Source organism: Vitreoscilla filiformis (assembly GCF_002222655.1).
In the GTDB taxonomy this organism is placed as follows: Bacteria; Pseudomonadota; Gammaproteobacteria; order Burkholderiales; family Burkholderiaceae_C; genus Ideonella; species Ideonella filiformis.
The window spans coordinates 2,179,994-2,206,093 of the sequence record NZ_CP022423.1 but is presented as its reverse complement, the minus strand read 5'-3'; the positions used below and the strand labels follow the sequence as shown (position 1 = coordinate 2,206,093).

Annotated in this window: 23 protein-coding genes and 1 CRISPR repeat array; of the genes, 8 read left to right on the top strand and 15 right to left on the bottom strand. The window is 63.5% G+C overall.

Annotated features, from left to right (window positions below; genetic code table 11):
- Positions 1 to 49: 49 nt before the first annotated feature.
- The 4 genes from VITFI_RS10525 to VITFI_RS10510 all read right to left on the bottom strand — a co-directional run bounded on the left by VITFI_RS10525 (position 50) and on the right by VITFI_RS10510 (position 2,591).
- Positions 50 to 550 (bottom strand): Card1-like endonuclease domain-containing protein, encoded by a 501-nt coding sequence (locus VITFI_RS10525; protein ID WP_089416920.1) that lies wholly within the window; start codon positions 548 to 550, stop codon positions 50 to 52.
- Entirely contained in the window at positions 472 to 1,482 is a 1,011-nt protein-coding gene (locus VITFI_RS10520) for a PDDEXK family nuclease (RefSeq protein ID WP_089416919.1), read from the bottom strand. Before VITFI_RS10520 ends, VITFI_RS10525 begins: the two co-directional genes overlap by 79 nt.
- Positions 1,483 to 1,493: 11 nt before the next feature.
- A complete protein-coding gene (locus VITFI_RS10515; protein ID WP_089416918.1) occupies positions 1,494 to 1,703 on the bottom strand; it encodes a hypothetical protein in 210 nt (69 codons plus the stop codon).
- Between the two features lie 72 nt (positions 1,704 to 1,775).
- Complete coding sequence (locus VITFI_RS10510; RefSeq protein WP_089416917.1) at positions 1,776 to 2,591, bottom strand: hypothetical protein; 816 nt, start codon at positions 2,589 to 2,591, stop codon at positions 1,776 to 1,778.
- A gap of 161 nt (positions 2,592 to 2,752) precedes the next feature.
- Between VITFI_RS10510 and csm6 the strand changes: the two genes are divergently transcribed.
- The 3 genes from csm6 (at position 2,753) to VITFI_RS10495 (ending at position 6,478) form a co-directional block, all read left to right on the top strand.
- The gene (gene csm6, locus VITFI_RS10505) at positions 2,753 to 3,952 is read left to right on the top strand and encodes a CRISPR-associated ring nuclease Csm6 (RefSeq protein ID WP_089416916.1); all 1,200 of its coding nucleotides are present in this window, start codon (positions 2,753 to 2,755) and stop codon (positions 3,950 to 3,952) included.
- Between the two features lie 137 nt (positions 3,953 to 4,089).
- Positions 4,090 to 5,641: direct repeats of the CRISPR family, unit length 37 nt; unit sequence GTCTGACTGGCTTCCCTGGCTTTGAAGGGATTAAGAC.
- Positions 5,642 to 5,689: 48 nt separating this feature from the next.
- Positions 5,690 to 6,106, top strand: a complete 417-nt coding sequence (locus tag VITFI_RS10500; protein WP_089416915.1) for an IrmA family protein — start codon at positions 5,690 to 5,692, stop codon at positions 6,104 to 6,106.
- Between the two features lie 66 nt (positions 6,107 to 6,172).
- Positions 6,173 to 6,478 (top strand): hypothetical protein, encoded by a 306-nt coding sequence (locus VITFI_RS10495; RefSeq protein WP_089416914.1) that lies wholly within the window; start codon positions 6,173 to 6,175, stop codon positions 6,476 to 6,478.
- Positions 6,479 to 6,547: 69 nt separating this feature from the next.
- Here the strand turns inward: VITFI_RS10495 and VITFI_RS10490 are convergent, their stop codons facing one another.
- From VITFI_RS10490 to VITFI_RS10470, 5 genes are all read right to left on the bottom strand, one after another.
- Positions 6,548 to 6,955 carry a hypothetical protein gene (locus tag VITFI_RS10490; RefSeq protein WP_089416913.1) on the bottom strand — a complete coding sequence of 136 codons (408 nt, stop codon included), beginning with the start codon at positions 6,953 to 6,955 and terminating at the stop codon, positions 6,548 to 6,550.
- Positions 6,956 to 7,026: 71 nt separating this feature from the next.
- A complete protein-coding gene (locus tag VITFI_RS10485) occupies positions 7,027 to 7,722 on the bottom strand; it encodes a hypothetical protein (RefSeq protein ID WP_089416912.1) in 696 nt (231 codons plus the stop codon).
- Between the two features lie 46 nt (positions 7,723 to 7,768).
- On the bottom strand, positions 7,769 to 9,817 hold the full coding sequence (locus VITFI_RS10480; RefSeq protein ID WP_089416911.1) for a hypothetical protein: 2,049 nt from the start codon (positions 9,815 to 9,817) through the stop codon (positions 7,769 to 7,771).
- 19 nt (positions 9,818 to 9,836) lie between these two features.
- Positions 9,837 to 11,351 (bottom strand): hypothetical protein, encoded by a 1,515-nt coding sequence (locus VITFI_RS10475; RefSeq protein ID WP_157725646.1) that lies wholly within the window; start codon positions 11,349 to 11,351, stop codon positions 9,837 to 9,839.
- Between the two features lie 122 nt (positions 11,352 to 11,473).
- Positions 11,474 to 11,908: a YcfL family protein gene (locus VITFI_RS10470; protein ID WP_157725645.1), complete on the bottom strand. Its 435-nt coding sequence runs from the start codon at positions 11,906 to 11,908 to the stop codon at positions 11,474 to 11,476.
- 238 nt (positions 11,909 to 12,146) lie between these two features.
- Here VITFI_RS10470 and csx16 point away from each other — a divergent pair, with 238 nt between their 5' ends.
- Complete coding sequence (gene csx16, locus VITFI_RS10465) at positions 12,147 to 12,506, top strand: CRISPR-associated protein Csx16 (RefSeq protein ID WP_198301420.1); 360 nt, start codon at positions 12,147 to 12,149, stop codon at positions 12,504 to 12,506.
- Here csx16 and VITFI_RS10460 read toward each other — a convergent pair.
- Positions 12,487 to 13,353: a substrate-binding periplasmic protein gene (locus VITFI_RS10460; protein ID WP_089416907.1), complete on the bottom strand. Its 867-nt coding sequence runs from the start codon at positions 13,351 to 13,353 to the stop codon at positions 12,487 to 12,489. The two genes, csx16 and VITFI_RS10460, sit on opposite strands and share 20 nt — an antisense overlap.
- Positions 13,353 to 13,841: a cytochrome c-550 PedF gene (gene pedF / locus VITFI_RS10455; RefSeq protein WP_089416906.1), complete on the bottom strand. Its 489-nt coding sequence runs from the start codon at positions 13,839 to 13,841 to the stop codon at positions 13,353 to 13,355. Before pedF ends, VITFI_RS10460 begins: the two co-directional genes overlap by 1 nt.
- Before the next feature lie 454 nt (positions 13,842 to 14,295).
- On the opposite strand from pedF, the gene VITFI_RS10450 reads away from it, so the two are divergent.
- Positions 14,296 to 16,350, top strand: a complete 2,055-nt coding sequence (locus tag VITFI_RS10450; protein ID WP_198301419.1) for a sigma-54-dependent Fis family transcriptional regulator — start codon at positions 14,296 to 14,298, stop codon at positions 16,348 to 16,350.
- A gap of 58 nt (positions 16,351 to 16,408) precedes the next feature.
- Here VITFI_RS10450 and ettA read toward each other — a convergent pair whose 3' ends face one another.
- On the bottom strand, positions 16,409 to 18,073 hold the full coding sequence (gene ettA, locus VITFI_RS10445; protein ID WP_089416904.1) for an energy-dependent translational throttle protein EttA: 1,665 nt from the start codon (positions 18,071 to 18,073) through the stop codon (positions 16,409 to 16,411).
- 207 nt (positions 18,074 to 18,280) lie between these two features.
- Between ettA and VITFI_RS10440 the strand changes: the two genes are divergently transcribed.
- Together VITFI_RS10440 and VITFI_RS10435 are read left to right on the top strand one after the other, a co-directional pair.
- Positions 18,281 to 19,711 (top strand): DEAD/DEAH box helicase, encoded by a 1,431-nt coding sequence (locus VITFI_RS10440; RefSeq protein WP_089416903.1) that lies wholly within the window; start codon positions 18,281 to 18,283, stop codon positions 19,709 to 19,711.
- An 86-nt stretch (positions 19,712 to 19,797) separates the two neighbouring features.
- Complete coding sequence (locus VITFI_RS10435) at positions 19,798 to 21,171, top strand: MBL fold metallo-hydrolase RNA specificity domain-containing protein (RefSeq protein ID WP_232476576.1); 1,374 nt, start codon at positions 19,798 to 19,800, stop codon at positions 21,169 to 21,171.
- A 9-nt stretch (positions 21,172 to 21,180) separates the two neighbouring features.
- On the opposite strand, the gene VITFI_RS10430 is transcribed toward VITFI_RS10435, so the two are convergent.
- The 3 genes from VITFI_RS10430 to VITFI_RS10420 are packed head-to-tail and all read right to left on the bottom strand — an operon-like array spanning position 21,181 to position 25,172.
- A complete protein-coding gene (locus tag VITFI_RS10430; RefSeq protein WP_089416902.1) occupies positions 21,181 to 22,038 on the bottom strand; it encodes a 2OG-Fe(II) oxygenase in 858 nt (285 codons plus the stop codon).
- Between the two features lie 15 nt (positions 22,039 to 22,053).
- Complete coding sequence (locus VITFI_RS10425; RefSeq protein WP_089416901.1) at positions 22,054 to 24,270, bottom strand: RelA/SpoT family protein; 2,217 nt, start codon at positions 24,268 to 24,270, stop codon at positions 22,054 to 22,056.
- Positions 24,267 to 25,172: an alpha/beta fold hydrolase gene (locus VITFI_RS10420; protein WP_232476574.1), complete on the bottom strand. Its 906-nt coding sequence runs from the start codon at positions 25,170 to 25,172 to the stop codon at positions 24,267 to 24,269. The genes VITFI_RS10425 and VITFI_RS10420 overlap by 4 nt, the downstream gene beginning before the upstream one ends.
- 111 nt (positions 25,173 to 25,283) lie before the next feature.
- Here VITFI_RS10420 and VITFI_RS10415 point away from each other — a divergent pair, with 111 nt between their 5' ends.
- Entirely contained in the window at positions 25,284 to 26,066 is a 783-nt protein-coding gene (locus VITFI_RS10415) for a 3-hydroxybutyrate dehydrogenase (protein WP_089416900.1), read from the top strand.
- Positions 26,067 to 26,100: the final 34 nt, after the last annotated feature.

The window sequence follows — 26,100 nt, the reverse complement described above, 5'->3', positions numbered from 1 at the left end:
AAGCGGGGGCTGATTTGTTCAGCCCCCGCTTTTATTTACGCCGTCACCCTCACCCACGCGGCGCCAAATCCAACGCCCGGCTTAAATCCACCAACCCCACACCCAACCCCCCCTCCACCACCTTCAACCCCAACGCACCCGCCAACATCGCCGGCAACCCCGCCATCCCCTGCCGACCATGCACCACCTTCACCCCATACTGGCGCGCACGCTCCAACACCCCACGCTGCCACTCCGGATGCAACGTCAACGGCACCAACAACCACGCCTCACCCAACGAGCCCCCCACATGCGCCTTCAACGCCTCCAGACGATTCAGCACCTCCTGGCCCGTCCCGCTCGAACGGTGTAACTGCTGCCCCGCCTTGCACTCCACCACCCACATCCGGTTGCCCCACACCACCGCCAAATCCAACTCCTGGTAATCCACCCCTGCCTGCAATTGGCTCCCCTGCGGACGCAACCGCACATTCACCCCCCATTGCCCCAGCGGCACCCCCAACGCCTCCATGCACAGCGCCGCGTATTCCTCCAAATACGCCCCCGCCATGTACCGCGCCGCCGCTTCATCCGCCCAGCGCAGCACCAACCGCCCCCGCTCATCCCACTCCACCACCTGCGCCACCCCGTGCGCCGCCAACTGCGCCACCAGTTCACACCACACCGCCGACCGGGGCGCCCCCCCTCCAACACCCCCTCCTGCGCAAACCCACGCGCCGGCTGCTGCGGCCCCCGCGCCGGTTGCGGCAAACACCCCGCCGCCACACCGTGCAACCCATTCAGCAACCGCTGCCGCTTATGCAGGCCCGGCGTCATGCGCAGGCGCGTCCCCTCCTGCACCAACGCCACCGTCAGCGCCCGACGCGCAGCCACCCCGCGCCACCACACCGCATCCCCACCCCCCTGACAGCCCAGCAGCTCATGCCCCTGCGCCCGCAGGTACTCCGGCAAACTCAGCAAGTCCGGCGGCAACGGCAGCGGCGGCACCTCCCCGCACGCATCCAGAACCTCCAGCGCCTGCCCCTGCGTGTTGCAGTACACCAAGCGCGCTTGGCCCGCAAACGCCGTGGCAAACGCCTCCGTCATCAGCTTGGTGCCCCCCGTCACGTTCACATCCAGACGCTGCCCCGGCGCCAGCTCCAACATCAACTCCGCTGCCAAACGCCGCGCAAACCCCAGCAAATCCCCCCAGTGCATCCCCTCGTCCCGCAGCTCCACCACCCGGATGCCCACCTGCGGCACACCCCCACGGCGCAACACCTCCTCCTCCGCCCAGCGCAAAAACTGCATCAGTTTGCCGCGCTGCTTGCCCCGCAGGTGATCACTCGCCACCACGATCACCCGCTGCCACGGCAACAAACGCAACGGCAACGCATTGGCCAACACCTGCTCCGTGGCAATGCACACATGCACCCCCAGCACCTCGTTCGATTCCGCCATGCCCCCGCCCTCCTGACCGTTGTTCACACCCATCGCGCCCATCTCACCCTCCTTCACCAAAACAACGACACGAACAACCCCGCCAACACCCCCACCGGCCCGAGCGCCGCCCCCAGCACCACCGGCGCGCCCGTGGACACCACCGTGTTCACCACCACCTCCGTGCTGTCTCGCCGCCCGGTCAGCACGTCCGCCACGCCCTTCGCCACGGGCAGCACCGGCACCACCGAACCCACCACCGACGTCACATTGCGCTCACTCATGTCTCACCCTCCTGGTTGAATTTCGTTGCCATCCATTTCACGCAGGCCCTTCTGAGGCCCGCTGAGAACCGCTCACCAATCGAACAGCGCGTCGAACACCTCCGACACCACGTAGCCCACCGCCACCGCAGCCATCACCGGCGCGGCCACTGTGGCCACAGCCGTCAGCCCCGCCCCGGCGCCGACCGTCGCCAATCCGCTGGCCACCATCGCCCCGCCAGCCGTGGCCGCTGCGCTGCTCGCCGCCCCGGTGACGTAGCCCTTGGCGCCAGCCTTGGCCACCGAGCCCAGCGCCTCGACGCCGTCGCAGCGCCCATCGGCCCAGTCGGTCACGCTGCGCACGGCCTCGATCCCCGCGCCCACCATCGCCCCAGCGGCGCCGCCGCTCTTGGCCGCGTTGCCGATGGCCGACCCGAGTGAGCCCGAGCCCGTCGCGCCGGCTTGTTGGGCCAGGCGCGTCGTCGTGTCCGTGGAAACCCCGCTGCTGACCATGCGCTTGGTCTGCCCCGCCTTGGCCAGCGCCGCGTTGACCCGCTCGGCGGTCTCCGGGCTGCCGACCAGCTTGACCGTGCGGTACTTGCCTTCGGCCACTTGTTTGACGATCTTGTTCACCCCGCTTGAAGACACCACATCCTTCACCTGGAGGCGCTCGACGACCTTGCCGCCCTCCTTCGTCACCAGATCGACGGCCCGGGCGGTGGTGCTGCGCGTCAGCTCCGTGGTGCGTCCGTTGAAGACGTTGCCCAGGTTGCGCAGGTCTTTGACCATGACCTCCTGGATGTGGCCCTTCAGATGCGGGTTGTTGCCGGCACGCTCCATGGCGCGGGTGATGACGCTGCCCTCGTAGGCGGTGCGGGCGGCAGTGGTGGCGGTGACAGAACGGCTCATGGTGAACTCCTCAATCCAGCGTCAAACATCGATGGGATGAATCATCGGCGGAGGGGGTTCGGGGGTGGTGGCATGGCAAGGTTGCGTTCAGCCCAGCGGCTGGCAGGCTTGCAAGCTTGCAAAAGCTGCCAACTCAGGGGCTTGCGGGCATCATCCCGCCCATGAAAACAACCCCTCTGCCTCTCGCCCCGAACGACAACCCACCGGCCCCGGTGGCTGCGCCGCCGTCCCCCGGCTGGGCGCCTCAGGAGTACCCCCGGCGCGTGCTGGTGCTGGTGACGGGGCTTTCGCCGCAAGTGGTGACGGAAACGCTGTTCGCGCTGGCGGTGCAACGCCGCCCGGCGTTCATGCCCACCGAATTGCATGTGTTGACGACGACGGAAGGGGCCGAGCGGGTGCGGTTGGCGTTGTTGTCGGACGAGCCGGGTTGGTTGGCGCGTTTGCTGCGGGATTGGCAATTACCTGCCATGGCGTTTGGGCCGAGCCATGTGCATGTGATTCAAAACACGTCGGGCCAATTTTTGGCGGATTTGCGCACCGAGCAAGACAACGAACACGCCGCTGATTTCATCATTGAAAAGGTGCGCCAATTCAGCCTCGATCCGGCGTGTGCGTTGCATGCTTCCATTGCGGGGGGGCGTAAAACGATGGGGTATTTTCTGGGGTATGCTTTATCCTTGTATGGTCGGCCACAGGATCGGTTGAGCCATGTGTTGGTGACGGCACAATTTGAACATAATGCCGAATTTTTTTATCCTTCGCCCAAGCCGAGGGTGATTCAGGTGAAAGATTTGGAAGGGACGAAACCGGCGGATGCATCCGAAGCGAAGGTGATGCTGGCGGAGATTCCGTTTGTGCGGTTGCGCAATGATTTGCCGCAGATGTTGCTGGAAGGCAAGAGCAGTTTCAGTGCGGCGGTGGAGGCGGCGCAGTTTGCGTTGCAGCCGCATGAGTTGGTATTATCGATTCGGAATCGGTTGGTGACGTTGGGGGGGCAGAGTTGTTATTTAGCGCCGGAGCCGATGGCGGTTTTATTATTATTGGCGCGTCGGCAGGTGGCGGGTTTGGCGCCGTTGCCGGCGCCGCCGAAGGAGGCGGGTGATTTAGACTTGGCGCAAGCGTATTTAGGGGCGTTGCGGGATTGTGGGGGGCCGTTGCGGGATTTGGAGCGAGCGGAGCGGGCGGTGAGGAGTGGGATGGATGGGTCGCAGTGGTCGTCGAAGTTGAGTCGATTGAGGCGGGTACTGGGGGAGGAGTTGGGGCCGGCGGGGCGGCAGTTGATTGATGACGGGGGTCGGCGTTCGGTGAGGAACCGATACAGTTTGGTGCTGCCGGCGAGCCGAATTCAGCTTGAACCGTGAGGTGGTTGTAGTACACTGGCCGCCGCCAGTCAGACATTGGCATGAGAAATGCTTTTCCAGTCAGCTCGTCGTTCGGAAATTTTTTTGTCAAGCCCCCTTGCAAGTGCTTGTCACACAAGGATTTTTTCGAACGAAGAGTCTGACTGGCTTCCCTGGCTTTGAAGGGATTAAGACAAAACCGCTTGGCTCCAGTGGAGCCGCCATTGGTCTGACTGGCTTCCCTGGCTTTGAAGGGATTAAGACCTGGACGACCCATTCATCGACCCACGCGCCGCCGTCTGACTGGCTTCCCTGGCTTTGAAGGGATTAAGACCGAAGCGCCTCATCCTCAGCGGCCTCCCAGAGTCTGACTGGCTTCCCTGGCTTTGAAGGGATTAAGACATCACTCCTCGTCATCTTCGTGGGTGACAATCAGTCTGACTGGCTTCCCTGGCTTTGAAGGGATTAAGACAACTTGGTCATGGTGGTGTCAGTCGTCGCCAGGTCTGACTGGCTTCCCTGGCTTTGAAGGGATTAAGACATGCCAGCATTTTGGCCATCACTTCCTTGGGGGTCTGACTGGCTTCCCTGGCTTTGAAGGGATTAAGACTAGTAACATACTGAGGTGCAGTAGCGGCGTTGTCTGACTGGCTTCCCTGGCTTTGAAGGGATTAAGACTTGGTGGGCAACTCGTTCGGCGGCGCTTTGGCGTCTGACTGGCTTCCCTGGCTTTGAAGGGATTAAGACTTGCCCACCATCACGTCAACGGCTGGAAGCTGTCTGACTGGCTTCCCTGGCTTTGAAGGGATTAAGACGAATCCAACGAGGTGTTCAGCCCCTTGGTGGGGTCTGACTGGCTTCCCTGGCTTTGAAGGGATTAAGACAAATGTCACCACATGCTCAGGCGCCCCCTTGCGGTCTGACTGGCTTCCCTGGCTTTGAAGGGATTAAGACGGACTAGACTCAATTGTTACGATGCGCGGCTGTCTGACTGGCTTCCCTGGCTTTGAAGGGATTAAGACAGCACAGCCGAATCGATCACCATGTCCTCGTGTCTGACTGGCTTCCCTGGCTTTGAAGGGATTAAGACAATTCCCCCACCTGTATCATCCGAGTATAGGTGTCTGACTGGCTTCCCTGGCTTTGAAGGGATTAAGACAAATACCCGTGCATCACCAAATACCCGTGCATGTCTGACTGGCTTCCCTGGCTTTGAAGGGATTAAGACGTTCATCATGATCTTAGCTCATTTCCTGTTTGTCTGACTGGCTTCCCTGGCTTTGAAGGGATTAAGACCTATTCAGCGCATTCGTGAGCTGCTCCATTGTCGTCTGACTGGCTTCCCTGGCTTTGAAGGGATTAAGACTCAATAAGTGCTTGAGTGCGTGCATCAAGCAGTCTGACTGGCTTCCCTGGCTTTGAAGGGATTAAGACCTTACAGGAAGCACCGATATATACCCCAATGATGTCTGACTGGCTTCCCTGGCTTTGAAGGGATTAAGACACCGCAGCCGTCCCGACGCGGGCAGCTTTGTCGTCTGACTGGCTTCCCTGGCTTTGAAGGGATTAAGACCCTTGAGGAACCCAGCCGTCAAGGCCGTACAGTCTGACTGGCTTCCCTGGCTTTGAAGGGATTAAGACTCTTTCGCTGACTCGTCGCCTGCAATCTGGGTTTCTGACGGGTTTCCCTGGCTTTGAAGGGATTATTTGCGCTCACTGAACTGACGCAATCAACCTCGCATTCAAAGGGAAACTTTCATGAAATACGCACCGGCCTCCCTCGCCATCCTCGCCGCCAGCTTGGCCCTGCCCGCGCACGCCATCGAATTCTGGCACTCCAACACCGTTTGGGCCGGCCAAGGACAGTGTTCCGCCGTCTTCACCTTCGACAGCGGCACCGAAGACACCAAAAACCTCCAAGTTGCCGTCAACCTCCTCGATAAAGCCGGCAAAAAACTCGCCTCCGGCACCCTCGAAGTCCAACAGTTCGGCCAATTCTCCGCCAACCGCTACGCAGACGCCTTCCTAGAAAGCGAAGAAACCTGCGCCGACGATCTCATCATCACCGTCGCCAAAGCCACCGCCATCATCAACGGCAAACGGGTCGATCTGCTCAAAACCAAAACCCTCACCACCCGCGAATTTAAACCTTTTAAAATTCGCGTTGGCAAATAAACCCCTTTCGATTATCATCATAGTGGCGTCAATTTCAACGCCACAACCTCCACCTAGGAGAATTTTATGAAAATTCTAGCCTGCGCATCCCTTATTTTGGCCGCCACCTGTGCCAACGCAGCGGCTCCCACCCAAATCACCGCCACCGTCAAAAAAATTGGCCAATTCTCCGAGTCCGGAGACGGCTACACCTTCAAAACCAAAGACGGTAAACAATATTACGTCTACAACGCCGGCGGCGGCTCCCCCATCCCCGGTGAAAAATTCATCACCGAATCCGAGAAAAAAGGCACCCCCATCTGCCTGAAACTCACCCCACCCGATGGCATGGGAGACATCGCCTCCGTCACCCCGGGCGCTTGCAAACCCTGAGTTTCTCAGCATCCACAAAAAAAGGGCGGAACGCAGGTTCCGCCCTTTTTTTCTTGGAAAATTCACACCCTAAAACTTCCCAAACTCCGTTTCCAACGCCCCCAAAATCCCCTCAAACGTTTCCTTCGGCTTGTTCCGCTGCACAAAAAACAGCACCAGAGCAATCAGCAAAAAAATCCCCGTAAACAACCCCACCAGAAAAAACACCCAGAACACCCAGTTCGGGCTGCTCTTTCCACGAATCGAAATTCGCGCCTTGTCATTTTCAACGCGAACCTCCACATTCGCCTCAAACTTCGTCATCGGCGTGAACACCGATTCTTTCACCCGCCCCTCCAACACCATGTTCGTGTTCGTTTCACTCGACACCGTGAACTTGGACGTATTCCCCAACTTCTCCTTGATAAAATCCCGCACCGCGTGCGAATCCATCGCCCGATCCGATTGAATCCGACGGCTGACTTCAAAATTGGCCATGATTTTCACTCCATCCCATCATTGAAAAAGAAGACAAACTCTCGCCTGCCCTCCGCATTCACACGCTTGAATTACATCTCCGCATCCACCGGCGCCGTTCCCGAACTCGTCGGCAACTTGGGCTGAATCCCCGCCGTCTTGGCCAGCGCCATGCCGCTGTCCAAAATCGCTTTGCCGTTGTCCATCAAACTCGATAACACCGGCAACGCATCCTTCACCGGCACCACCTTCGGTGCATCCAGCGGCGCACGCCCCACCCCGGCCACAATCCCCTGGCCGCTGTCCTTCGCATCCTTGAGTTTCAGCATCCCCAGCGCCAGATTGAACAACCCCTTGCCCATCGCCACTTTCTGCGCCGACGACGCCTGCTTCAAACCCTCCTGAGTTTGCGCGCTCTGCTGCTGAGTCGCCAATTCAGCGTTCACACTCGCCACCAGTTTGGCACTTTCAGCGTCCTTTTCCTTCGGATCGCTGATTTTGCCCAGGGTATCCAACTGCTTTTGCAATTCTGCGCCCCGCTCTTTCGAGGAAACTGCCTGCAACAACAGCACCGCACTGCGCGTCACCAGTTCATTCGAAATCTGCACCGATTTCAAAAACGCCCCCACTTGCGACCCCACATCCGAGCCCGCCTGTGCCGCGCCACCCCCCAATGACGGCAAAGACGGCAACCCAAACCCCGCCGCCTGCACCGGCCCAACCGATGCCACCCCCAGCATACCGGCCACCATCCACGCCGACACACCTTGAACCGATTTCTTGATCATCACAATTTCCCTTTCTGTTTAAAAAAGCACATCGTCATCCGCGATGTCACTGGCCCCATTTTTGGGACTGTAATTGCCGGGCGCTGTCTTTCAACAACGCCGGCGCCGATTCCATCAAATGGCTGGCAATCACCGTCTCAAACCCCACTTCCGGCACATTGGACATGACCGGTTCGATTTTTTTGGCAAAATAGCGCGGTTTCACATCCCCCGGCCCTTTCACGCCAAAAGCCAACGTGGCGCTGACTTTGAAATTGCACAGCCCCCCTTCACACGTTTGTTTTTGCACTTCGATTTTGGTGCCCGGCTGGATGCAATAACCCACCTTCTTGGGCTCTTGCACCTTCAGCGTGTCCCGAAACCCTGCCGTGCGCGTTAAATCCTCGATGCTCGCTTTGATTTCCTGCCAGCGGCTGTAAAACGGCAACACCGCCTGTTCGCCAAATTGGAAATACGCGAACCGGCCAAAATCCGGTATCTTGAAACTGCCAATCTGGTCGTCATCGGCGGCGCAGGGCTCAAAACGCACGCTTTGCTCAGTCGGCCGCCCGGCCTCCTGCACCAGCACCACATCGCCCACTTCGGGCAACACGCCGTCTTTTTGCATCGCCGACGTCAGCGGCAACACCAGCGCCAGCTCCACCGCATGGCCCGTGCGGCCCAGCACCTGCGCCTCCCAAATCGGCACCCGCACCGGCTCGCCCGATCCAACCCCCGGCACACTGCGGAACACCCGCACCGTGGCCCCGTCGCTCAGGGCGTCACTGGCGTCCGTCACCACCACGCGCTGCCCGTCCAGCACCTGCGCCACCGGGGCGGACACCTGGCGGAACCGCACCCCGCGCCCAAACTGCTGCGCCAACTCCGTGACCACGTTCTTGAGCATCACCTCGTAGCGGGCCTGCACGTCGAACCCCGCTCCGTTGACGATCTCGTCATCGATGTGCGCCCGCGCCGTCGTCGCGTAGACCACCGCCCCGGCGTTGTCCAGCAACTCCCCGAAGGCCATCGCTTCATACAAACGATGCTTGACCGTCGGCGAGTTCGTCGGCACCTCGTAGAACTTGAACGGCATCGAGCGCAGCCGGATGAAGTACTCCGGCAAAGCGCGGTTCTGCTTGGCCGCCACCTGCCCGAGCTGGGTCTCCCGATCCAGCGCGTTCAACACCTGCTGATGGTTGCGGTTCACGGGGGTGAGGGTGAACGCCGTGTCCCGCCCCAGCAACTGCCCGAACAGCTCGACCACCACATCGTCCGCCCCGGACGGGCCGCGCCGCGCCGCATCCGGCAACACCAGCACCTTGGGTTTGCGGATGTCGCCCACCCCCATCGTGGTGTACTTGGCGAACGACGCTTTGGTGTCCAGCTGCGTCACCAGCACCGGCACCGCCACGGCATAACCGTTGCCCGCATGCACCACCTTGATGAGCTGGCCGTTGGCGTCTTGCAAGTCATCGCCGGGGCCGATGCCCACGTCCAACCCGCGATCCAAAATCAGCGCCTCGTGCCACACCTTCTGCACGCCAGCGCGGATTTCCGTGGGCTTGAACTTCTCCGCCGCTTCGGCCACCACCGCCTCAATGAGTTGCAGCACATTGCGCTGGTACAGCGCCACCTGCTGGGCGCGCACCTGCTCGGCAGGCGCGGTGGCGGTGAGCTTGAGCATTTCGTAGCGCGTGCGGCTGACCGAGTACACCACTTCCCCACTCAGCGGGTTGGTGATGTTCAAACTCAGGGTGACGGGCAGAAAGTGCGTCACCGTGCCATCCAGCCCCTGCACCTGGTAGTGAGAGGCCCGCGTCAGTTGCAGCGAGGCGGCGAAGGTGCGCAGGCGGTTGTGGCTGTCGATCGCCGCAGCCGCCGTCGCCCCGAAACGCTGCCGGAATTGGCTGACGAACGCCTCAACGAAAAACGGCGCGCCCTTTTGCTGAATCGCCGCCACGAAGGCCGGCTCCATCATCTGGCGCTGCGTGCCCTCGCCTTGGTAGCCGATCAACTGCTGAATCGGATACACCCCGAGCGACGCCGCCCCCGCCCCACCCACGGCGCCCAGCGCCAGCACCGCCGCCGCAGCGGCTCGGATCGTCTTGTGCATGATCGATCTCCGCTGCGCGTCAAGGGTTCGGGCAATCGGACTCCAGACAGAACAGCATCGTCGTGCCATCCATCTTGCGTCCCATGTTCGAGAACCCGCGCTTGTCGCGCACGGCACGGCGGATTTCACGCGCCAAGTCGGCGTCGCCCTTGTAGGTGAGCATCACCTCGTAGCCCTGCCGATCCGAGCGCCGCACCTGGATCTTGTTTTGCACGCCTTGGAGGGTTTCCAGCGCGTCGGCAAAATCGTCGCGGTTGTCTTCCGAGAGCTGGCCCTTCAAGCTGACCAAACGGATGGTGTACTCGCGCCCATAGGTCTGCCGCTGACGCCAGAACCCATGAATCGAGCTGCCCAGCGTGCTGCCCACAAAACGCGCCAGCTTGTTGGACACGTTCACCCGGCATTGATCGGCACTGTTGCCCGCAGCGCTTTCGGTGCGTGCATCCGCCGCCAGGACGTGGCCATCCTCGGTCGAGTACGCCTTGAGGGACACCAGCCCGTCGCACGTCACCTGCCCGGTCGAAGGATCGACGGGGCCTTGGATGATGATGGCGTTGCCGGCCATGAAGTAATCCGCCTTGAACTCACGCGCCGCTTGGACGTAGCGGCCCAGCTCGGTGCCTTGCTGCAAGGCCGCCAGCGTCAGGGGTTTGGCGTTTTTGAGATAGCGGCTGCGAAACAGGTCGTTGTCCAACAAATTCAGGTCAAACTGATTGCCCTCGCGCAGCAGGGCCGAGTAGGTGTAATTGACGGCGTCCGGCCCGACGTTCTGCGGCTGATACTCCACCAGCTTGCGGAACGCCACCGATTCTTGGCTGCTGGCCGCCACCGAGTTGTCCCGGCTGGCCGACACGCGCTCACTCGCGCTGCGCTGGGATTGCGCCGCATACTGGGCCGATTGCTGGCTGCGTGCGGCGACGGCGACTTGGCCGTTGTCCGCCGCCACCGCTGCCGCACGGTGTTCGCGCCCAGCCATCGCCGAGGAGCTGCTGGAAGCGTTGGCGCTGTCGAAAGAAGCCCGGTCGGCTTGGCTGAAGCTGCTGGCCCGATCGGAACGGAACTCCACCAGTTCGCGCAGGGGTTTGGTTTTGTCCGTTGCTGTGGTGAAGAACTCATCCATCACCACCAAAATGGGGAACTGGCGGGCCGTGGTGCTGGCGATGCCGGCGTCTTGCAACATCTGACGCAGCTTGAGGGCATCGAACGCCAGCGTCACGCGCAGCACAAACTGGCGGTTTGCATCGGTGCTGGCGTTTTGCTCGGCGATCAGGTCATCGCCGACTTGCTCCAACATCGTGTCGATGGCTTCCTGAACCTTGGGATCTTGCGCCGCCTTGGGGCCATTGAGTTTGTTGACCGCCGCCACCAACGCCGCACGTTTGGCGGCTTGCAGGGCGGCTTGGCGGGTGTGGGCGACGTTCTCCCCAATGGGCACCCGGCCCGTGCCGCTGATGGACAGAGTTTCGGCAGCGGCTGGCAGCGTCCAGCACAGCCCGACCAATGCGCAGGCCCCTGCGATGTGTGAGAGTTTCATGCCCTGAAGTCCTTGTGTTGAAAATGAAGCGCGCAGCACGCCCCCGCACGGCCCGATGGCGTGCTTGCCAGCGTCTGCAAACCCAGATGAAAGCGAACGAAAGCGAACTCGTGGGCGGACGCTCAGTCCGCCGAACTCAGCTCGATGCGAAAGTCAGCGGCTTGGCCCACCGGCGCGGGCAGCATGAGCACTTGCTCCTGCCCGCCTTCCAGCGCCAAGGTGTGCCATTCCCCCAGCGGGGCGGCCAACACGCCCCACGCATCCAACCAGCGCCCACGCAGGCGGATCACGTCCCGCCGCCCGCGCTCGTTGCGCAGCGTCACCATGACGCGCAAACGCCCGTCTTGGGTGAGCGTGCGCAAGTCGGTCACCCGCACGCGATTCACACTGCCGACCACTTTGTCAGCTGGCTCCATCACCCAGCGCGCCTCGTCGGCCCCGCTGCGGAGATCCTCACGGTCGGTGATGGGCACGCTGCTGCGGCTGTGGGGTGGCACCATGCAGCCTGCCAGCGCCAGCGCCACAACCACCAGCAGCGCCGGGATGGGTAGCGCCATCGCCACCCGTACATGCGTCCCACCATGGTGGGGCCCTCCCTGATTGTTTGTTGTCATCATCCCTGCGCTTGTTGGTCTGGGTTTTCCCTATCGAAAACCGCCAGGGCATGATGCCAGCCGACCCCTGGACTCAGGGTTTTCTGCAAGCTTGCAAAAAATCAGCAAGCTTGCAGTGCCATCCATGGCAAAAAAACCCAGGCACAGTGCGGCCCATTCCATTTCAACCGAGGAGACCCCTGTGACCACCCCCCTGAACTTGCCAGCACAGCCGCCGCAGCGCCGCCACTTGGTCATTACGCGCCATCCCGGCGCGGTGCAGTGGGTGCGTCACTTGTTGAGCCCGACGGCGGTCGAGAGCCTGCCGCATCTGCACACGCAGGACATCGACCCGAACGTCAGCTACTACGGGGTGTTTCCGCTCAACTTAGCGGCGGCGATCTGCGCCGCTGGGGCCGAATGCTGGGCCCTGACGCTCGACATGCCCCCCGAACTGAGGGGCCAAGAACTGAGCGCGGAACAACTCCGCGCCCTGAATGCCACCCTGGTGCGCTACGACGTGCAGCGGGTGGGAGACCCCCTCAAGGCTGGCGCCAACTGAGCTTGGCCCGGCCAAACATCGAGGCGAGCGAACCGTCGCTGGCCAATTGGTTCATGGCGGCTTGCAACGCTTGCGCCAAATCGGTGGCTTCGGCCTTGACGGCGCAACCGACCGCCCAGCCATCGCGCATCCTCGGCAGCGGCAGGGGTTCGATGGCAAAACGGGCATCGCCCGCCAGCACCGACTCCAACTCCGACGCATGCCCCGCCGCCGCGACCACCTCGCCCCGCTGCAACGCCCGCGCTGCCTCAGTGCCATCGGCCCACTTGGTGAGCAACTGTTCGCGGTAGGCCCCGCCCTCGGCACCGATGAGCAACCAGCCCGCCAAACTCTGGCCCGGCACGGCCATCTTTTGGCCCTTGAAGACCGACAAATCCGGCATCGTCGGCACCTTGGCCACGTCCCGGGCGATCACCACGCGCTCCCGGTAGTAAGGCGCAAAAATCTTCACCTTCGGGTTGCTGGCCATCAGCGGCGCATCCACGGGAACGTGCAGCAGCACATCGGCGGGGCCGTGGCCCAGGTAGTGCCCCCGCCAGACCATGTTGCGCAAATCGTCGTTCATGTTCTCGTCGGCATTGAACGGCAACAGCGACGCTTGCAAGCCCAGCGCCTTGGCCAGCGCCTGCGCCAACTCCACCTCAATGCCTTGGCCTTTGACGTGGAACGGCGGCAATTCGTTGTACAGCCCCACCACCAGACGGCCACGCTCGCGCAGCTTGTCCAACGTGGGTGTGGCGGCGGCGGCAACCGGTTGGGCGCTGGCCCAGCCACCAGCGGCACCGAGGGCCAAAGCCGCCGAGCGGGCCAGCCAATGGCGGCGAATCAAGGAAGTGGGGGTGTGCATCACAACGGCTTCTCGCGGCGGGTTTCCAGGTAGCTCTTGATCGCCCAGATCGCTTCTTGCGACAACACGCCCTCAAACGGCGGCATGTACACGGCACCGTTGCGGGTACGGCCACGACGCACGGTGGTCGTCATGTACTCGTCCACTTCGGCGACGCATTGGGCCTTCTTGCGCGCATTGGTCTGGGTGGCGCATTCATTGTCGAGCTTGCGCAGATCGGGGGCAATCCCGCCGGAAATCGCTTCCAGGCCGTGGCAGCGGGCGCAGTTCTGGGTGTAAGCCGATGTGCCGATGCGAACAGCAATCTCGTTGCCACGGTACGGGTTTTCCGCACGCCATTCAGCGCCGAGCTGCGGCAGTTCGGTGGTATCGACCGCCTGCGGGGTCACGTCACCGTGGGCCAGCGCGGCACCCGCCGACAGGGCCAAACCCAAGGCAGCCAGCCAATGGGCAGCGTGACGGGGGAAGAAGGAAGAAGAGCGGCTCATCGGTTGTCTCCGTTGCATCTGAGTGGGGGTTCAAGAAGCTGTGTCAGCGGCAGCGCTGTCAGGCATCAAAACTGCAATCGGTGTGCCACCACGTGCCAAGCCCCTTCACCCCCCTGGTTGTTCCACCATGACCCAGGGTGTGCCCCAGGTAGAGTGCTGCGGATTGGCGCGGAAAACCACGATTGACCCCTCGGTGTGACAGCCGTACCGTGCCGCCCTGTTCGATTTCAGAGCAGCCAGCCCAGACTGACCCACGCAGCCAACCGCCCACGCATGGCGTTGGCGCAACTTAGGAGACGCGTCCATGTCCGCTTTCTTCCCGCCTTCCACCCATGGATCGAGAAATCGGCGCCTGGCTGACCCGAGCGTCCGCCCCCACGGCTGGCCTGCCGGGACAGGCCCCACCCACGCCACCGCCATTGAGCACTCGCATGAGCGCTGTTTGGCGCTGGGGTTGTCCCGCATCGAACGGCCCGACTATTCGCCGCTCGGACGCACGGATTTGACCGTCGCTCGGGATCGCAACCTGCGCCTCTACACCCACGCGGCGCCGGTGATGGAAATGCTCTACGAGCAAATCGTCAACACCGACAGCATGGTGGTGCTCACCGACGCCACCGGCACCATCTTGCACTCCATCGGCGACGATGATTTTTTGAGCCGCGCCGCCAAAGTGGCCCTGTCCCCGGGTGCCAACTGGTCGGAGGCGGCCAAGGGCACGAACGCCGTGGGCACCGCCCTGGTCGATGAAGTGCCCACGCTCGTCCACGCCGACGAGCATTACATGCACGCCAATCACTTTCTCACCTGCTCGGCGGCGCCCATCCTCGATCCACGCGGCAACATCCTGGGGGTGCTCGATGTTTCAGGCGACCAGCGCAGCTACCACCAGCACACCATGGCGCTGGTGAAGATGAGCGCCCGCATGATCGAAAACCACTGGCTCACGGACGATTACCGCAACGTCATGCGGCTGCATTTCCACAGCCGCGTCGAGTTCATCGGCACGCTGATGGAGGGCATTCTGGCGGTGGCACCGGACGGCAAGATCGTCGGCGCCAACCGGGGCGCCCTGGAACAGCTCGGCCTGAGCGGTGCGGCGCTGCGCATGCACTCGGTCAACTCGCTGCTGGGTTTGACGGTAGGCGCCTTGGCCGATCGTTTCCGCTCGCCGCTGGCGGTGCCCACGCCCGCCCAAACGCCGGACGGGCGCCAATTCCATGTCCATGCGCGTTTCAACTGGTCGGTGTGGAGCCAAGGCAGCGACATGGGGGAAGCCCCCTCGCGCACCTCGTCCCAGCCGATTGAAGAGGCCACGATCCGCACCCCGTCCACCCCTGGCAGCACGGCGGGTGCGTCCACCAGCGCCAGCCACGATGCCCCCCGCCCCAGCGGTGGCGGCCTCAAGCAGTTGCAAACCGGCGACGCGCAAGTGGACACGGTGGTGGGCAAAATCCGCCGTGTCCTGAATCGGGACATTCCGGTGTTGGTGTTGGGAGAAACCGGCACGGGCAAAGAGTTGCTGGCCCGAGCGATTCACCAAGATTCGGAGCGCGCACGCCAGCCGTTCATCGCGGTCAACTGCGCCTCGATCCCAGACACGTTGATCGAAGCCGAGCTGTTCGGTTACGAAGAAGGGGCGTTCACGGGGGCGCGGCGCAAGGGGTCGGTCGGCAAAATTGTGCAGGCCAATGGTGGCACCTTGTTCTTGGATGAAATCGGTGACATGCCCCTGCCCCTGCAAGCCCACTTGCTGCGGGTGCTGCAAGAACGCCAGGTGACGCCGCTGGGGAGCAACAAGTCGGTGTCGGTGGACGTGGCCATCATCTGTGCCACCCACCGCAACCTGCGCGAGATGATCGAGGCCAAGACCTTCCGCGAAGACCTTTATTACCGGCTCAACGGCTTGGCCGTGCGCCTGCCCAGCCTGCGTGAACGCACCGATTTGATGGCTTTGGTGCAGCGCATCCTCGAACGCCAATGCCCAGAGCGACGCCTGAGCTTGTCTTCGGAGGTGGTGCGGTTGTTCCAGTCTTACCACTGGCCGGGCAATGTGCGCCAGTTGTTCAATGTGCTGCGCACGGCGGCGGTGATGGCGGCGCACGAATCGGTGATCACACGCGATCACCTGTCCGACGACTTCATCGAAGACGCGCTGCGGGCCGCTGCATCGGCCCAAGCCAGCCCGGCCCCGGCGCCGACGCTGTCGGCTCTATCGGACATGGCCCCGTCCGTCGCTTTGCCGCCCAGCGTTTACGCGCCTGCGCCGGCCAGCGCCTTGCCCACCTGGCCGCCGCTCGGTGGCGAACGTGCCAACGCCAGCCCGACCCGCCCCACCGGCCCAGCCCCCAGCGAGCCGCCACGTTCTTTGCAGGACATGGAAATCGACGCCATTCGCCGTGCCGTGGAAGCGGCGGGCGGCAACATTTCGGAGGCGTCCAAGCGCCTGGGCATCAGCCGCAACACGATTTACCGCAAGTTGCGGTGGCAGAACCCGTTGGGGGATTGAGCGAAAACCGCGATCACAAAAAAACCGCCCTCGGGCGGTTTTTTAATGTGGGTTTGAATTACTTCAAAGCCTTGAAGCGCAAGCGATGCGGCTTGGCGCCTTCTTCACCCAGGCGTTTCTTCTTGTCGGCTTCGTATTCCTGATAGTTGCCGTCGTAGAAGAACCACTGCGAATCGCCTTCGCAGGCCAGGATGTGGGTGCAGATGCGATCCAAGAACCAGCGATCGTGCGAAATGATCATGGCCGAGCCGGCAAACTCCAGCAGCGCATCTTCCAGCGCACGCAGGGTTTCCACGTCCAAGTCGTTCGACGGTTCATCCAGCATCAGCACGTTGCCGCCTTGGGCCAGCGTCTTGGCCAAGTGCAAGCGCCCGCGCTCACCCCCCGAGAGGCTGCCCACCAGCTTTTGCTGATCGTTGCCCTTGAAGTTGAAGCGCCCGATGTAGGCCCGGCTGGGCATGACGAACTTGCCGACGACGATGTTGTCCAGCCCGCCGGACACGTCTTGCCACACCGTTTTGTCCGCCGCCAAACCTTCGCGGCTCTGATCGACGAAGGCCAGCTTGGCGGTCTTGCCGATGCTCACCTCGCCCGAATCCGGCGTTTCCACGCCTTGGATCATGCGGAACAGCGTCGATTTACCCGCGCCGTTCGGGCCGATGATGCCGACGATGGCGCCCGCCGGCACCTTGAAGCTGAGGTTGTCGATCAGCACACGATCCCCAAAGCTCTTGGAGACGTTCTTGAACTCGATCACTTCATTGCCCAGGCGCTCGGCCACGGGGATGAAGATTTCGTTCGTTTCGTTGCGCTTTTGGTATTCGACGTCGCTCAACTCCTCGAAGCGGGCCAGACGCGCTTTGCTCTTGGCCTGGCGGCCCTTGGCGTTCTTGCGCACCCATTCCAGTTCTTGCTTCAGGGCCTTGGCGCGGGCGTCCTCGGACTTCTGTTCGGCCTCCAGACGCTTGTCCTTGCCAGCCAGCCAGTCGGTGTAATTGCCCTTGTACGGGTGGCCCACACCCCGGTCGAGTTCCAGAATCCACTCGGCGGCGTTGTCCAGGAAGTAGCGATCGTGGGTGATGGCCACCACGGTGCCGCTAAAACGCTTGAGGAACTGCTCCAGCCATTCCACCGATTCGGCGTCCAAGTGGTTGGTCGGTTCGTCGAGCAGCAGCATGTCCGGCTTGGACAGCAGCAAACGGCACAGCGCCACGCGGCGCTTTTCACCGCCGGACAACGGGCCGATCTTGGCTTCCCACACAGGCAGGCGCAGGGCGTCAGCGGCGATGTCCAACAGGTGGTCGGTGTTCTCGCCACCGGCAGCGGCGATGATGGCTTCCAGCTCGGCTTGTTCGGCGGCCAGGGCGTCGAAGTCGGCGTCGGGTTCGCCGTAGGCGGCGTAAACCTCATCCAGGCGCTTTTGCGCCGCCAGGGCGCCGCCAATGCCTTCTTCCACCGCTTCGCGCACGGTCTGCTCGGGGTTGAGCTGCGGCTCTTGCGGCAGGTATCCGATCTTGAGGCCCGGCATCGGGACGGCTTCGCCCTCGATGTCCTTGTCCAAACCGGCCATGATTTTCAGCAGCGTGGACTTGCCCGAGCCGTTCAGGCCCAGCACACCGATCTTGGCGCCGGGGAAGAAGGACAGCGAGATGTCCTTCAAGATCTGTCGCTTCGGCGGCACGGTCTTGCCGACGCGGTTCATGGTGAAGACGTATTGCGCCATGTGTATCGCCCGTTGAGCTTTGCGTAAGGGTTGGGAGCAGGCCGCAAAAATCGGCCGCGAACCGGTGATTATCGCCGGGCTGGGGCCTGATCCAGGTCAACCCGCACGGAGGCCGCTGTTACACTGCCGCGCTTCGCAGGCCGCGCCGCGCTCCTTGGTTTTTGAGCGGGCAGCGGCCATGCTTTTTCTTGCTGACCGCGAGCCTCGATGAGTTTTGATTCCCTCGGCCTGGCCGAACCGCTTGTTCGCGCCGTGCGTGAACAGGGCTACACCACCCCCACCCCGATCCAATCCCAAGCGATCCCCGCCGTGTTGACCGGCGGCGACCTGCTCGCCGGCGCCCAAACCGGCACCGGCAAGACCGCTGGTTTCACCCTGCCCACCCTGCACCGCTTGGCCGCCAGCGCGCCCAAACGCGACGCCAAGGGTCGCCCCGCCATCCGCGCCCTGATTCTCACGCCCACCCGTGAGCTGGCTGCCCAGGTGGAAGAAAGCGTGCGCCTGTACGGCAAATACCTGCCGCTGACCAGCATGGTGATGTTCGGCGGCGTCGGCATGCAGCCGCAAATCGACCGCCTGCGCCGGGGCGTGGACATCCTCGTGGCCACGCCGGGCCGCCTGCTGGACCATCACCAGCAAGGCACGCTGGATCTGTCGCACGTTGAAATTTTCATCTTGGACGAAGCCGACCGCATGTTGGACATGGGCTTCATCCACGACATCAAAAAAGTGCTGGCGATCGTCCCGAAGCAGAAACAAAGCCTGCTGTTCTCCGCCACCTTCAGCGATGACATCAAGGCCCTGGCCGAACGCCTCCTGAACCGGCCGCAACTGATCGAAGTCGCCCGGCGCAACGCCACCGCCGAGACCATCGCCCAGAAAATTCACCCCGTCGGACGTGAGCGCAAGAAAGAACTGCTGGCCCACTTGATCCGCCAAGGCGATTGGCATCAAGTGCTGGTGTTCACGCGCATGAAACACGGCGCCAACCGCCTGGCCGAATACCTGAACGACCATGGCATCAGCGCCATGGCGATTCACGGCAACAAGAGCCAAGGCGCCCGCACCAAGGCACTGGCCGACTTCAAGAGCGGCGATCTGCAAGTGCTGGTGGCCACGGACATCGCCGCTCGCGGCATCGACATCGACCAGTTGCCGCACGTCGTCAACTTCGAGCTGCCCAACGTGCCGGAAGACTACGTGCATCGCATCGGGCGCACCGGTCGCGCAGGCGCCGAAGGTCAGGCCGTGTCGCTGGTGTGCGTCGATGAGGAGCTGTTCCTGCGGGACATCGAAAAGCTCATCAAGCGCAGCATTCCCAAGGAAAGCGTGCCCGGTTTCGAGCCGCCAGCGGGTGAAAAGCCCGAGCCCATCGTGCTGGGTCGTCGCATGACGATTGGCGTGGGCGCCAGCAAGGGCGGTCGCCCAGCGGGCGGCGGCGGCAGTGGCCGACCCGCACAGGGTGGCCACAACACGGGCAACCGTTCAGCCGCGCCAGCCGGTTCTGGCGGCCAACGCCGCCCGGCGGACGCGGGTGCCCCGCGCAATGGGGGCGCACCGCGCAACGGCAACAGCGGTGCCCCGCGCAATGGCCACGGCAACGCCGGGCCGCGTGGCGGCGGTTCGCGCCACCACTGACACGCTGCACTGCGTCATGACAGGCCGCCGTGCGCGGCCCATGATGTGCCTGAAACCCGCCACGGGGCGGGTGATGCAGGAGCGTCATGATGCAGATCGATTTCCTCGGCGCAGCGGACTGCGTGACGGGTTCACGCCATCTGGTGGACTGGGCCGGCCAGCGCGTGCTGCTGGATGCCGGGCTGTTCCAAGGCTTCAAGGTGCTGCGCGAGCGCAACTGGCAGGCCCCGACGTTTGAACCGCGCTCGCTGGCGGCGGTGGTGTTGAGCCATGCCCACCTCGACCACTGCGGCTGGCTGCCCGTGCTGGTGCGCCACGGCTATCGGGGGCCCATCTACACCAGCCCGGCCACACGCGATTTGGCCGAAGTGGTGCTGCTCGACGCCGCTCATCTGCAAGAAGAGGACGCCCGGCGTGCCAACCGCCACGGCTTCAGCCAGCACGAACGCGCCAAGCCGCTGTTCACCCAAGCCGATGCACGCCGGGCGGTCAGCCAGATGGAACCGGTCGGCCACGGCAAGCAGCGCGACCTGGGCAACGGCTTGATGCTGGATTTGATTCCCGCCGGCCACTTGCTCGGCGCCAGTTGCGTGCGGTTGCAGCACGACGGCCAAACCCTGGTGTTCTCCGGCGACTTGGGGCGCTCGGCGGATCTGCTCATGCCGCCGCCCGAACCGGTGATGCACGCCGATGTGTTGCTGGTCGAATCGACCTACGGCAACCGCTTGCACCTCAACGAAGACAGCATCGCCCGCTTGGCCGACATCGTCCGCGACACCATCGCTGGGGGCGGTTCGGTGCTGCTGCCCGCGTTCGCGGTAGGGCGCGCCCAAGCGCTGCTGTTGGTGATTCAGCGCCTCAAAGCACGCGGCGAGCTGCCACGCCATCTGCCGGTGTTTCTGGACAGCCCGATGGCCATCGAAGCCACGGCTTTGTACCGCCAGCACCGCCGCTTGCTGCGCGTGCCCCAGCGTGAGATGGCCAACCTGTGCGATGGCGTGCAGCTCATCGCCACCCCGGCGCAATCGCAGCGCTTGCAACGCTCGCAAATGAGTGCGCGCATGCCGGCGGTGATCATTTCGTCCAGCGGCATGGCCACGGGTGGGCGCGTGCTGAATCACCTGAAAACGCTGGGGCCGGATGCGCGTCACCACATCGTGTTTGCAGGTTTTCAGGTGGGGGGCAGCCGGGGAGCGCGCTTGGTGGCGGGCGAGCGGGACATCAAAATCCACGGCGAGTTTGTGCCCATTCGCGCCCAGGTGACGCACCTGGAAGGCTTTTCCGGCCACGCCGACGCCAACGAGCTGATGGACTGGCTGCGCCACTTCCAACGCCCGCCGCGCCAAACGTTTGTGATCCACGGCGAGCCCGCCGCCAGCGACGCCCTGCGCCAGCGCATCGCCCGTGAACTGGGCTGGGCGGTGCGGGTGCCGCCGCAAGGGGGCCGCTTCACCCCGTGAGGGTGGGGGTCAGTTGAAAATGCCCTCGCGCATCCACTTGGTGGCCACCCACTTTTCACCCGCGATGACGGGCGAACCGCTGTGCAGCGTGAGCATGGACGGATCGGGCCGCTCGTAGGCGAAAAACACGGCGTTGCCCTTGATCGGAGCCACGTCCAGCCCGGCATCGGGGAAGCCGGTGGCGCCACCGCGCTCGGGAGTGTTGAGGTACATCACCAGCGTGCCCACGCGCTGCCCCCCCCGCGCCAGGATGGTGCTGCTGCCGGGCTGGGTTGGGTCGAAGTAATCGTGGTGGGCCTTGTACTCGGCGCCGGGGCGGTAGCGCAGCACCTGAAGGCCCTCGCCGTTCTCCACCGGCCAATTCACCAAGGCGGCGATGCGGGCCTCGATACGCCGACACAGCTCGTTCTCCCCTCGGGAAAAGAACATGCCTTCGCTGGTGCGGGCGTCGTTGACTTCGCTGCCACCGGTAGCGTTGACCACAGTTTCCGAACGGGCCAGGCGCTGGCGGGCCAATTCGACCAAGGCATCGCACTCGGCGTCGGTGAGAAACCCGCCGAACAGCACCACACGCGGGCGGCGCAAACTCAGCAGCACCTGAACTTCGTGCCCGTCAAAGCTGACGATGTTGCCCGCTGCCAGCGGAGACGGCTCCGGCATGGGCTTGGCTTGAACCTCGCGCAGGTGGGTGGACAGCACGTCCTCCAAGGCCTGCAAGGCCACGTCCTCGTTCCAACCGCTGGCTTTCATGGCAGCCAGCACGTCTTCCGGGCGACACCCGGCGCGGGCCTGCGCCACGATCCAGGTGCGCAGCTCCGCCGTGATGGCTTGACGAGGGGATGCAGTGTGTTGCGTGGTGGTGTTCATGGTGACGTGATTGTGTCAGCGCCGCCGTACCCAGCGCACGCCGGCGACTTGGGCCACCTGGCGCAACACCTGCTGCAAGCGGGCGGCGTCGGTGACTTCGGCGGTAAACGTCATGCGGGCGGTGGAACCGTCGGGGCTTTTGGTGGTCTGGGTGTGGACGCCGATGACGTTGGTGCGCGCTTTGGCAAAGACGTCCGAAATGTCCCGCAGCAAACCGTGGCGATCTCCGGCTTCGACCAGCACGTCCACCGGGTAGACCGCTTCCCGCCCGGCTGGCGATTCTCCCCATGTCACGGGGATCACACGCTCAGGAAACCGTTCGGCGGTGTGGCGGAAGTTGGCGCAGTCGCAGCGATGCACCGCCACGCCTTTGCCCCGGGTGACGAAGCCGCTGATGGTGTCCGGTGGTGCCGGGCGGCAGCAGCGTGCCAAATTGGTCAACAGGCTTTCGACGCCCACCACCAGCACGCCGCCAGCCGCGCCGTGACGCGCCGGCTTGAACACCACGGGCTCTTCGGCGGGCTCGGGCTCGCGGGGGCGCAGTAACACCTCGATGTTGCGCAGCGAGTATTCATCTTTGCCAACGACTTCGAACAGCGCATCGGCATCCTTGAAGCCCAACTGCGCGGCCAGCTCGTCGAGTTTGAGGGCGGTGCGGCCTTCGCGCTGGAGCAGTTTTTCCACCAGCTCGCGCCCACGCGCCACCGTCACCACCTGGGCTTGGGCGTTGAACCAGGCGCGCACCTTGGCACGGGCGCGGCTGCTCTTGAGGAAACCCAGCTCGCCGTTGAGCCAATCCAGCGACGGCCCGCCCTCTTTGGCGGTGATGACTTCCACCGTCTGCCCATTGGCCAGCGCGGTGTTGAGCGGCACCATCTGACCATCGACCTTAGCGCCCCGGCAGCGGTGGCCCACGGTGGTGTGCAGGGCGTAAGCGAAGTCCACCGGCGTACCGCCGACCGTCAGCTCGATCACGGCGGCTTGCGGGGTAAAGACGTAAATGCGGTCATCGAAGCGCCCGTGAACGGTGGCGCTGCCATCGTCGCCTTGCTGGCTGAAGTCTCGCTCCCAGGCCAGCAACTGGCGCAGCACGGCTTTGCGCGCCTCGGCCACACGCTCTTCGAACTCACCGGCGGCGCTCACCCCGCCATAACCTTTGGTGCCCGCCTCTTTGTAGGCCCAGTGCGCGGCCACGCCGTATTCGGCATGTTCGTGCATGGCCTGGGTGCGGATTTGCACCTCAATAGGCCGCTCATCGTCGCCCAACACCACGGTGTGCAGCGAACGGTAGCCGTTGGGCTTGGGGCGGGCGATGTAATCGTCGTACTCGCCCGACACGGCACGGTAACGCTCATGCACCCGCGCCAGCGCGGCGTAACACGCCGGCACATCCGCCACCACGACGCGCAGCGCCCGCACATCCATGACGCGGGAGAAGTCCAGCTTCTTGCCCTGCATCTTTTTCCAGATGCTGTAAATGTGCTTGGGCCGGCCATAGACCACCGCCGGCACGCCGTGGTTTTGCAGATCGGCGGCCATCTGGCGGCGCACCGCATCGACGCTGGCTTCGCGCTCGATGCGCTTTTCAGCCAACAGCTTGGCGATGCGTTTGTACTCGTCGGGCTGCTGGAAGCGAAACGCCAGATCCTCGATTTCCCACTTGATCTGCCAAATGCCCAAGCGGTTGGCCAGCGGTGCGAACACTTGGCGGCTTTCGGCGGCCAAAGCGGGCGGGCAAGGCCGCTTGCTGGCGGCGTACCAGCGCAGCGTCTGCAAACGCGACGCCAACCTCAGCAGCACCACGCGCAAATCCCGCGAGAAGGCCAGCAGCATTTTGCGCACGCGCTCGGTTTGCTCGGCGCGATCTTCTTCGGCCAACTGCGCTTCGCGGGCGGCACGCTGGATTTGCACCAGCTTGCGCGTCAACGTCACCAAACTGGCGTAAGACGCCCCAAAGGCTTTTTCGATGACTTCTTCAGGCCGCTGCAAATAATCCCCGGCGTACACCAGATAGGCCGCCGCTTGCAGCGACGGCGCCCCACCGATGTGGGCCAGGATGTCCGCCACGCCCGCAGCATGGCTGAAGGCGTCTTCGCCGGTGTCCAGAATTTGACCGGCCAGCATGGGCTCGGCAAACGCCCGCGCCCGCGCCAAAGCGTGCGACCCTGCCAATTCCACCTGCGCCAGCGACACGATGGGCGCCGCCACTTCACTCACAACTTCACTTTTCATGGTGACAACAAAAAATCCCGCACCACAGCCACCTGATCGGGCTGCACCAGCGTGGGCGCATGGCCCACCCCTGCCACGACATGGGCCTGCACCTGCGGTCGGCACGCACACATCTCTGCCACGGTAGAGGCCGACAGCAGATCGGAAAGTTCCCCGCGCAGCACCAACGTGGGGCAGGTGATGCGGGCAAAGTTTTGCCACAGCAGCAGCTCCCCAGCCTGCGCCAGCGCCGGCGTCACGGCCCGGAAGGCCAAGCCGATGGCCGGGTCGTAATGCGGTTTGAAGCCATCGCCATCGGGGCGAAGCTGGGGCCGGGTCAGCGCCAGCCACTGTTCGCGGCTGTGCGGGCCAAACCCTTGGCAGACCACGGCCAGGGCGTCGGCGGCTTCGTCCAGCGTCGCCCAATGGGCCGGCAAGCCCACATAGGTGCCAATGCGGGCCAACGCCGCAAATTCAATGCGCGGCCCGACATCGTTGAGCACCAAACGCCGAATGGGTGAGCCTTTCAGGCCCGCCAGCCCCATGCCGATGAGGCCCCCCATCGAGGTGCCGACCCAATCGACGCTGTCCGCATCCAAGCGGGCCAGCAGCGTCACCATGTCGGCCACGTAGGTGGGCACGATGTAGGCAGCAGGATCGGCGAGCCAGTCCGAGTTCCCTCGGCCTGCCACGTCTGGGCACACCACGCGGTAGTGTTGACACAAAGCCTGGGCCAGCACATCGAAATCTCGCCCTTGGCGCGTCAGGCCGTGAACGCACACCAACACGCGCCGATTCGCCGGATCGCCCCACTCCGTGTAGGCCAGGCGGCGCAGGCCGCGTGCATCCAGGCATTGCACAAACCGTTGGCGCGGTGCAAACGCAGCGGGCATCGAAGCAGCAAAGGGCGTGGCGGTGGTCATGGGGCGTTGTCTCCGTGCAAGCCAGGTCGGGATAATCGACTGTAACAACCTCGGCTTCGCGCCTGGCTGGGTTTCTTCTCACCGTTCCAACGTTCCTCAGGAGACTTTCGCATGTTGAAAGGCAAAACCGCCCTCGTCACCGGCTCCACCAGCGGCATCGGGCTGGGCATCGCCAAGGCGCTCGCCGCCCAAGGCGCCAACGTGATGCTCAATGGCTTTGGTGACATCGAAGCGGCCCAAGCGGAAGTCGCCGCTGTGGCTGGCCCGCTGGGCGCCAAAGTCAGCTATCACGGCGCGGACATGAGCAAGCCCGCCGAAATCGAAGCCATGGTGCGCGCCGCCGAGGCTGAATTCGGCAGCGTCGATGTGCTGGTGAACAACGCTGGCATTCAGTACGTCGCCCCCGTGGAAGACTTCCCGGCGGAGCGCTGGGACGCCATCATCGCCATCAACCTCAGCTCGGTGTTCCACGCCACCCGCGCCGCACTGCCGGGCATGAAGGCGCGCAACTGGGGCCGCATCATCAACGTGGCTTCGGTGCATGGGCTGGTGGCTTCGGCGCAAAAATCGGCCTACGTGGCGGCCAAACACGGCGTGGTGGGTTTCACCAAAACCGTGGCACTGGAAACCGCGACCACGGGCGTGACGGTCAACGCCATCTGCCCGGGCTGGGTGCTGACGCCGCTGGTGCAAAAGCAGGTCGATGCCCGCGCCGCCGCTGCGGGCGTGAGCGACGACGAAGCCAAGCGCGCCTTGCTGTCCGAAAAGCAGCCCTCGCAGCAGTTCACCACGCCGGACGAGCTGGGCGCGCTGGCCGTGTTCCTGTGCTCGGCAGCGGCGCACAACCTGCGCGGCGCGGCCATCAACATGGATGGTGGCTGGGTCGCGCAATAAGCCCGCCGTCAGCCCCATGAATTTGTAACAGAGT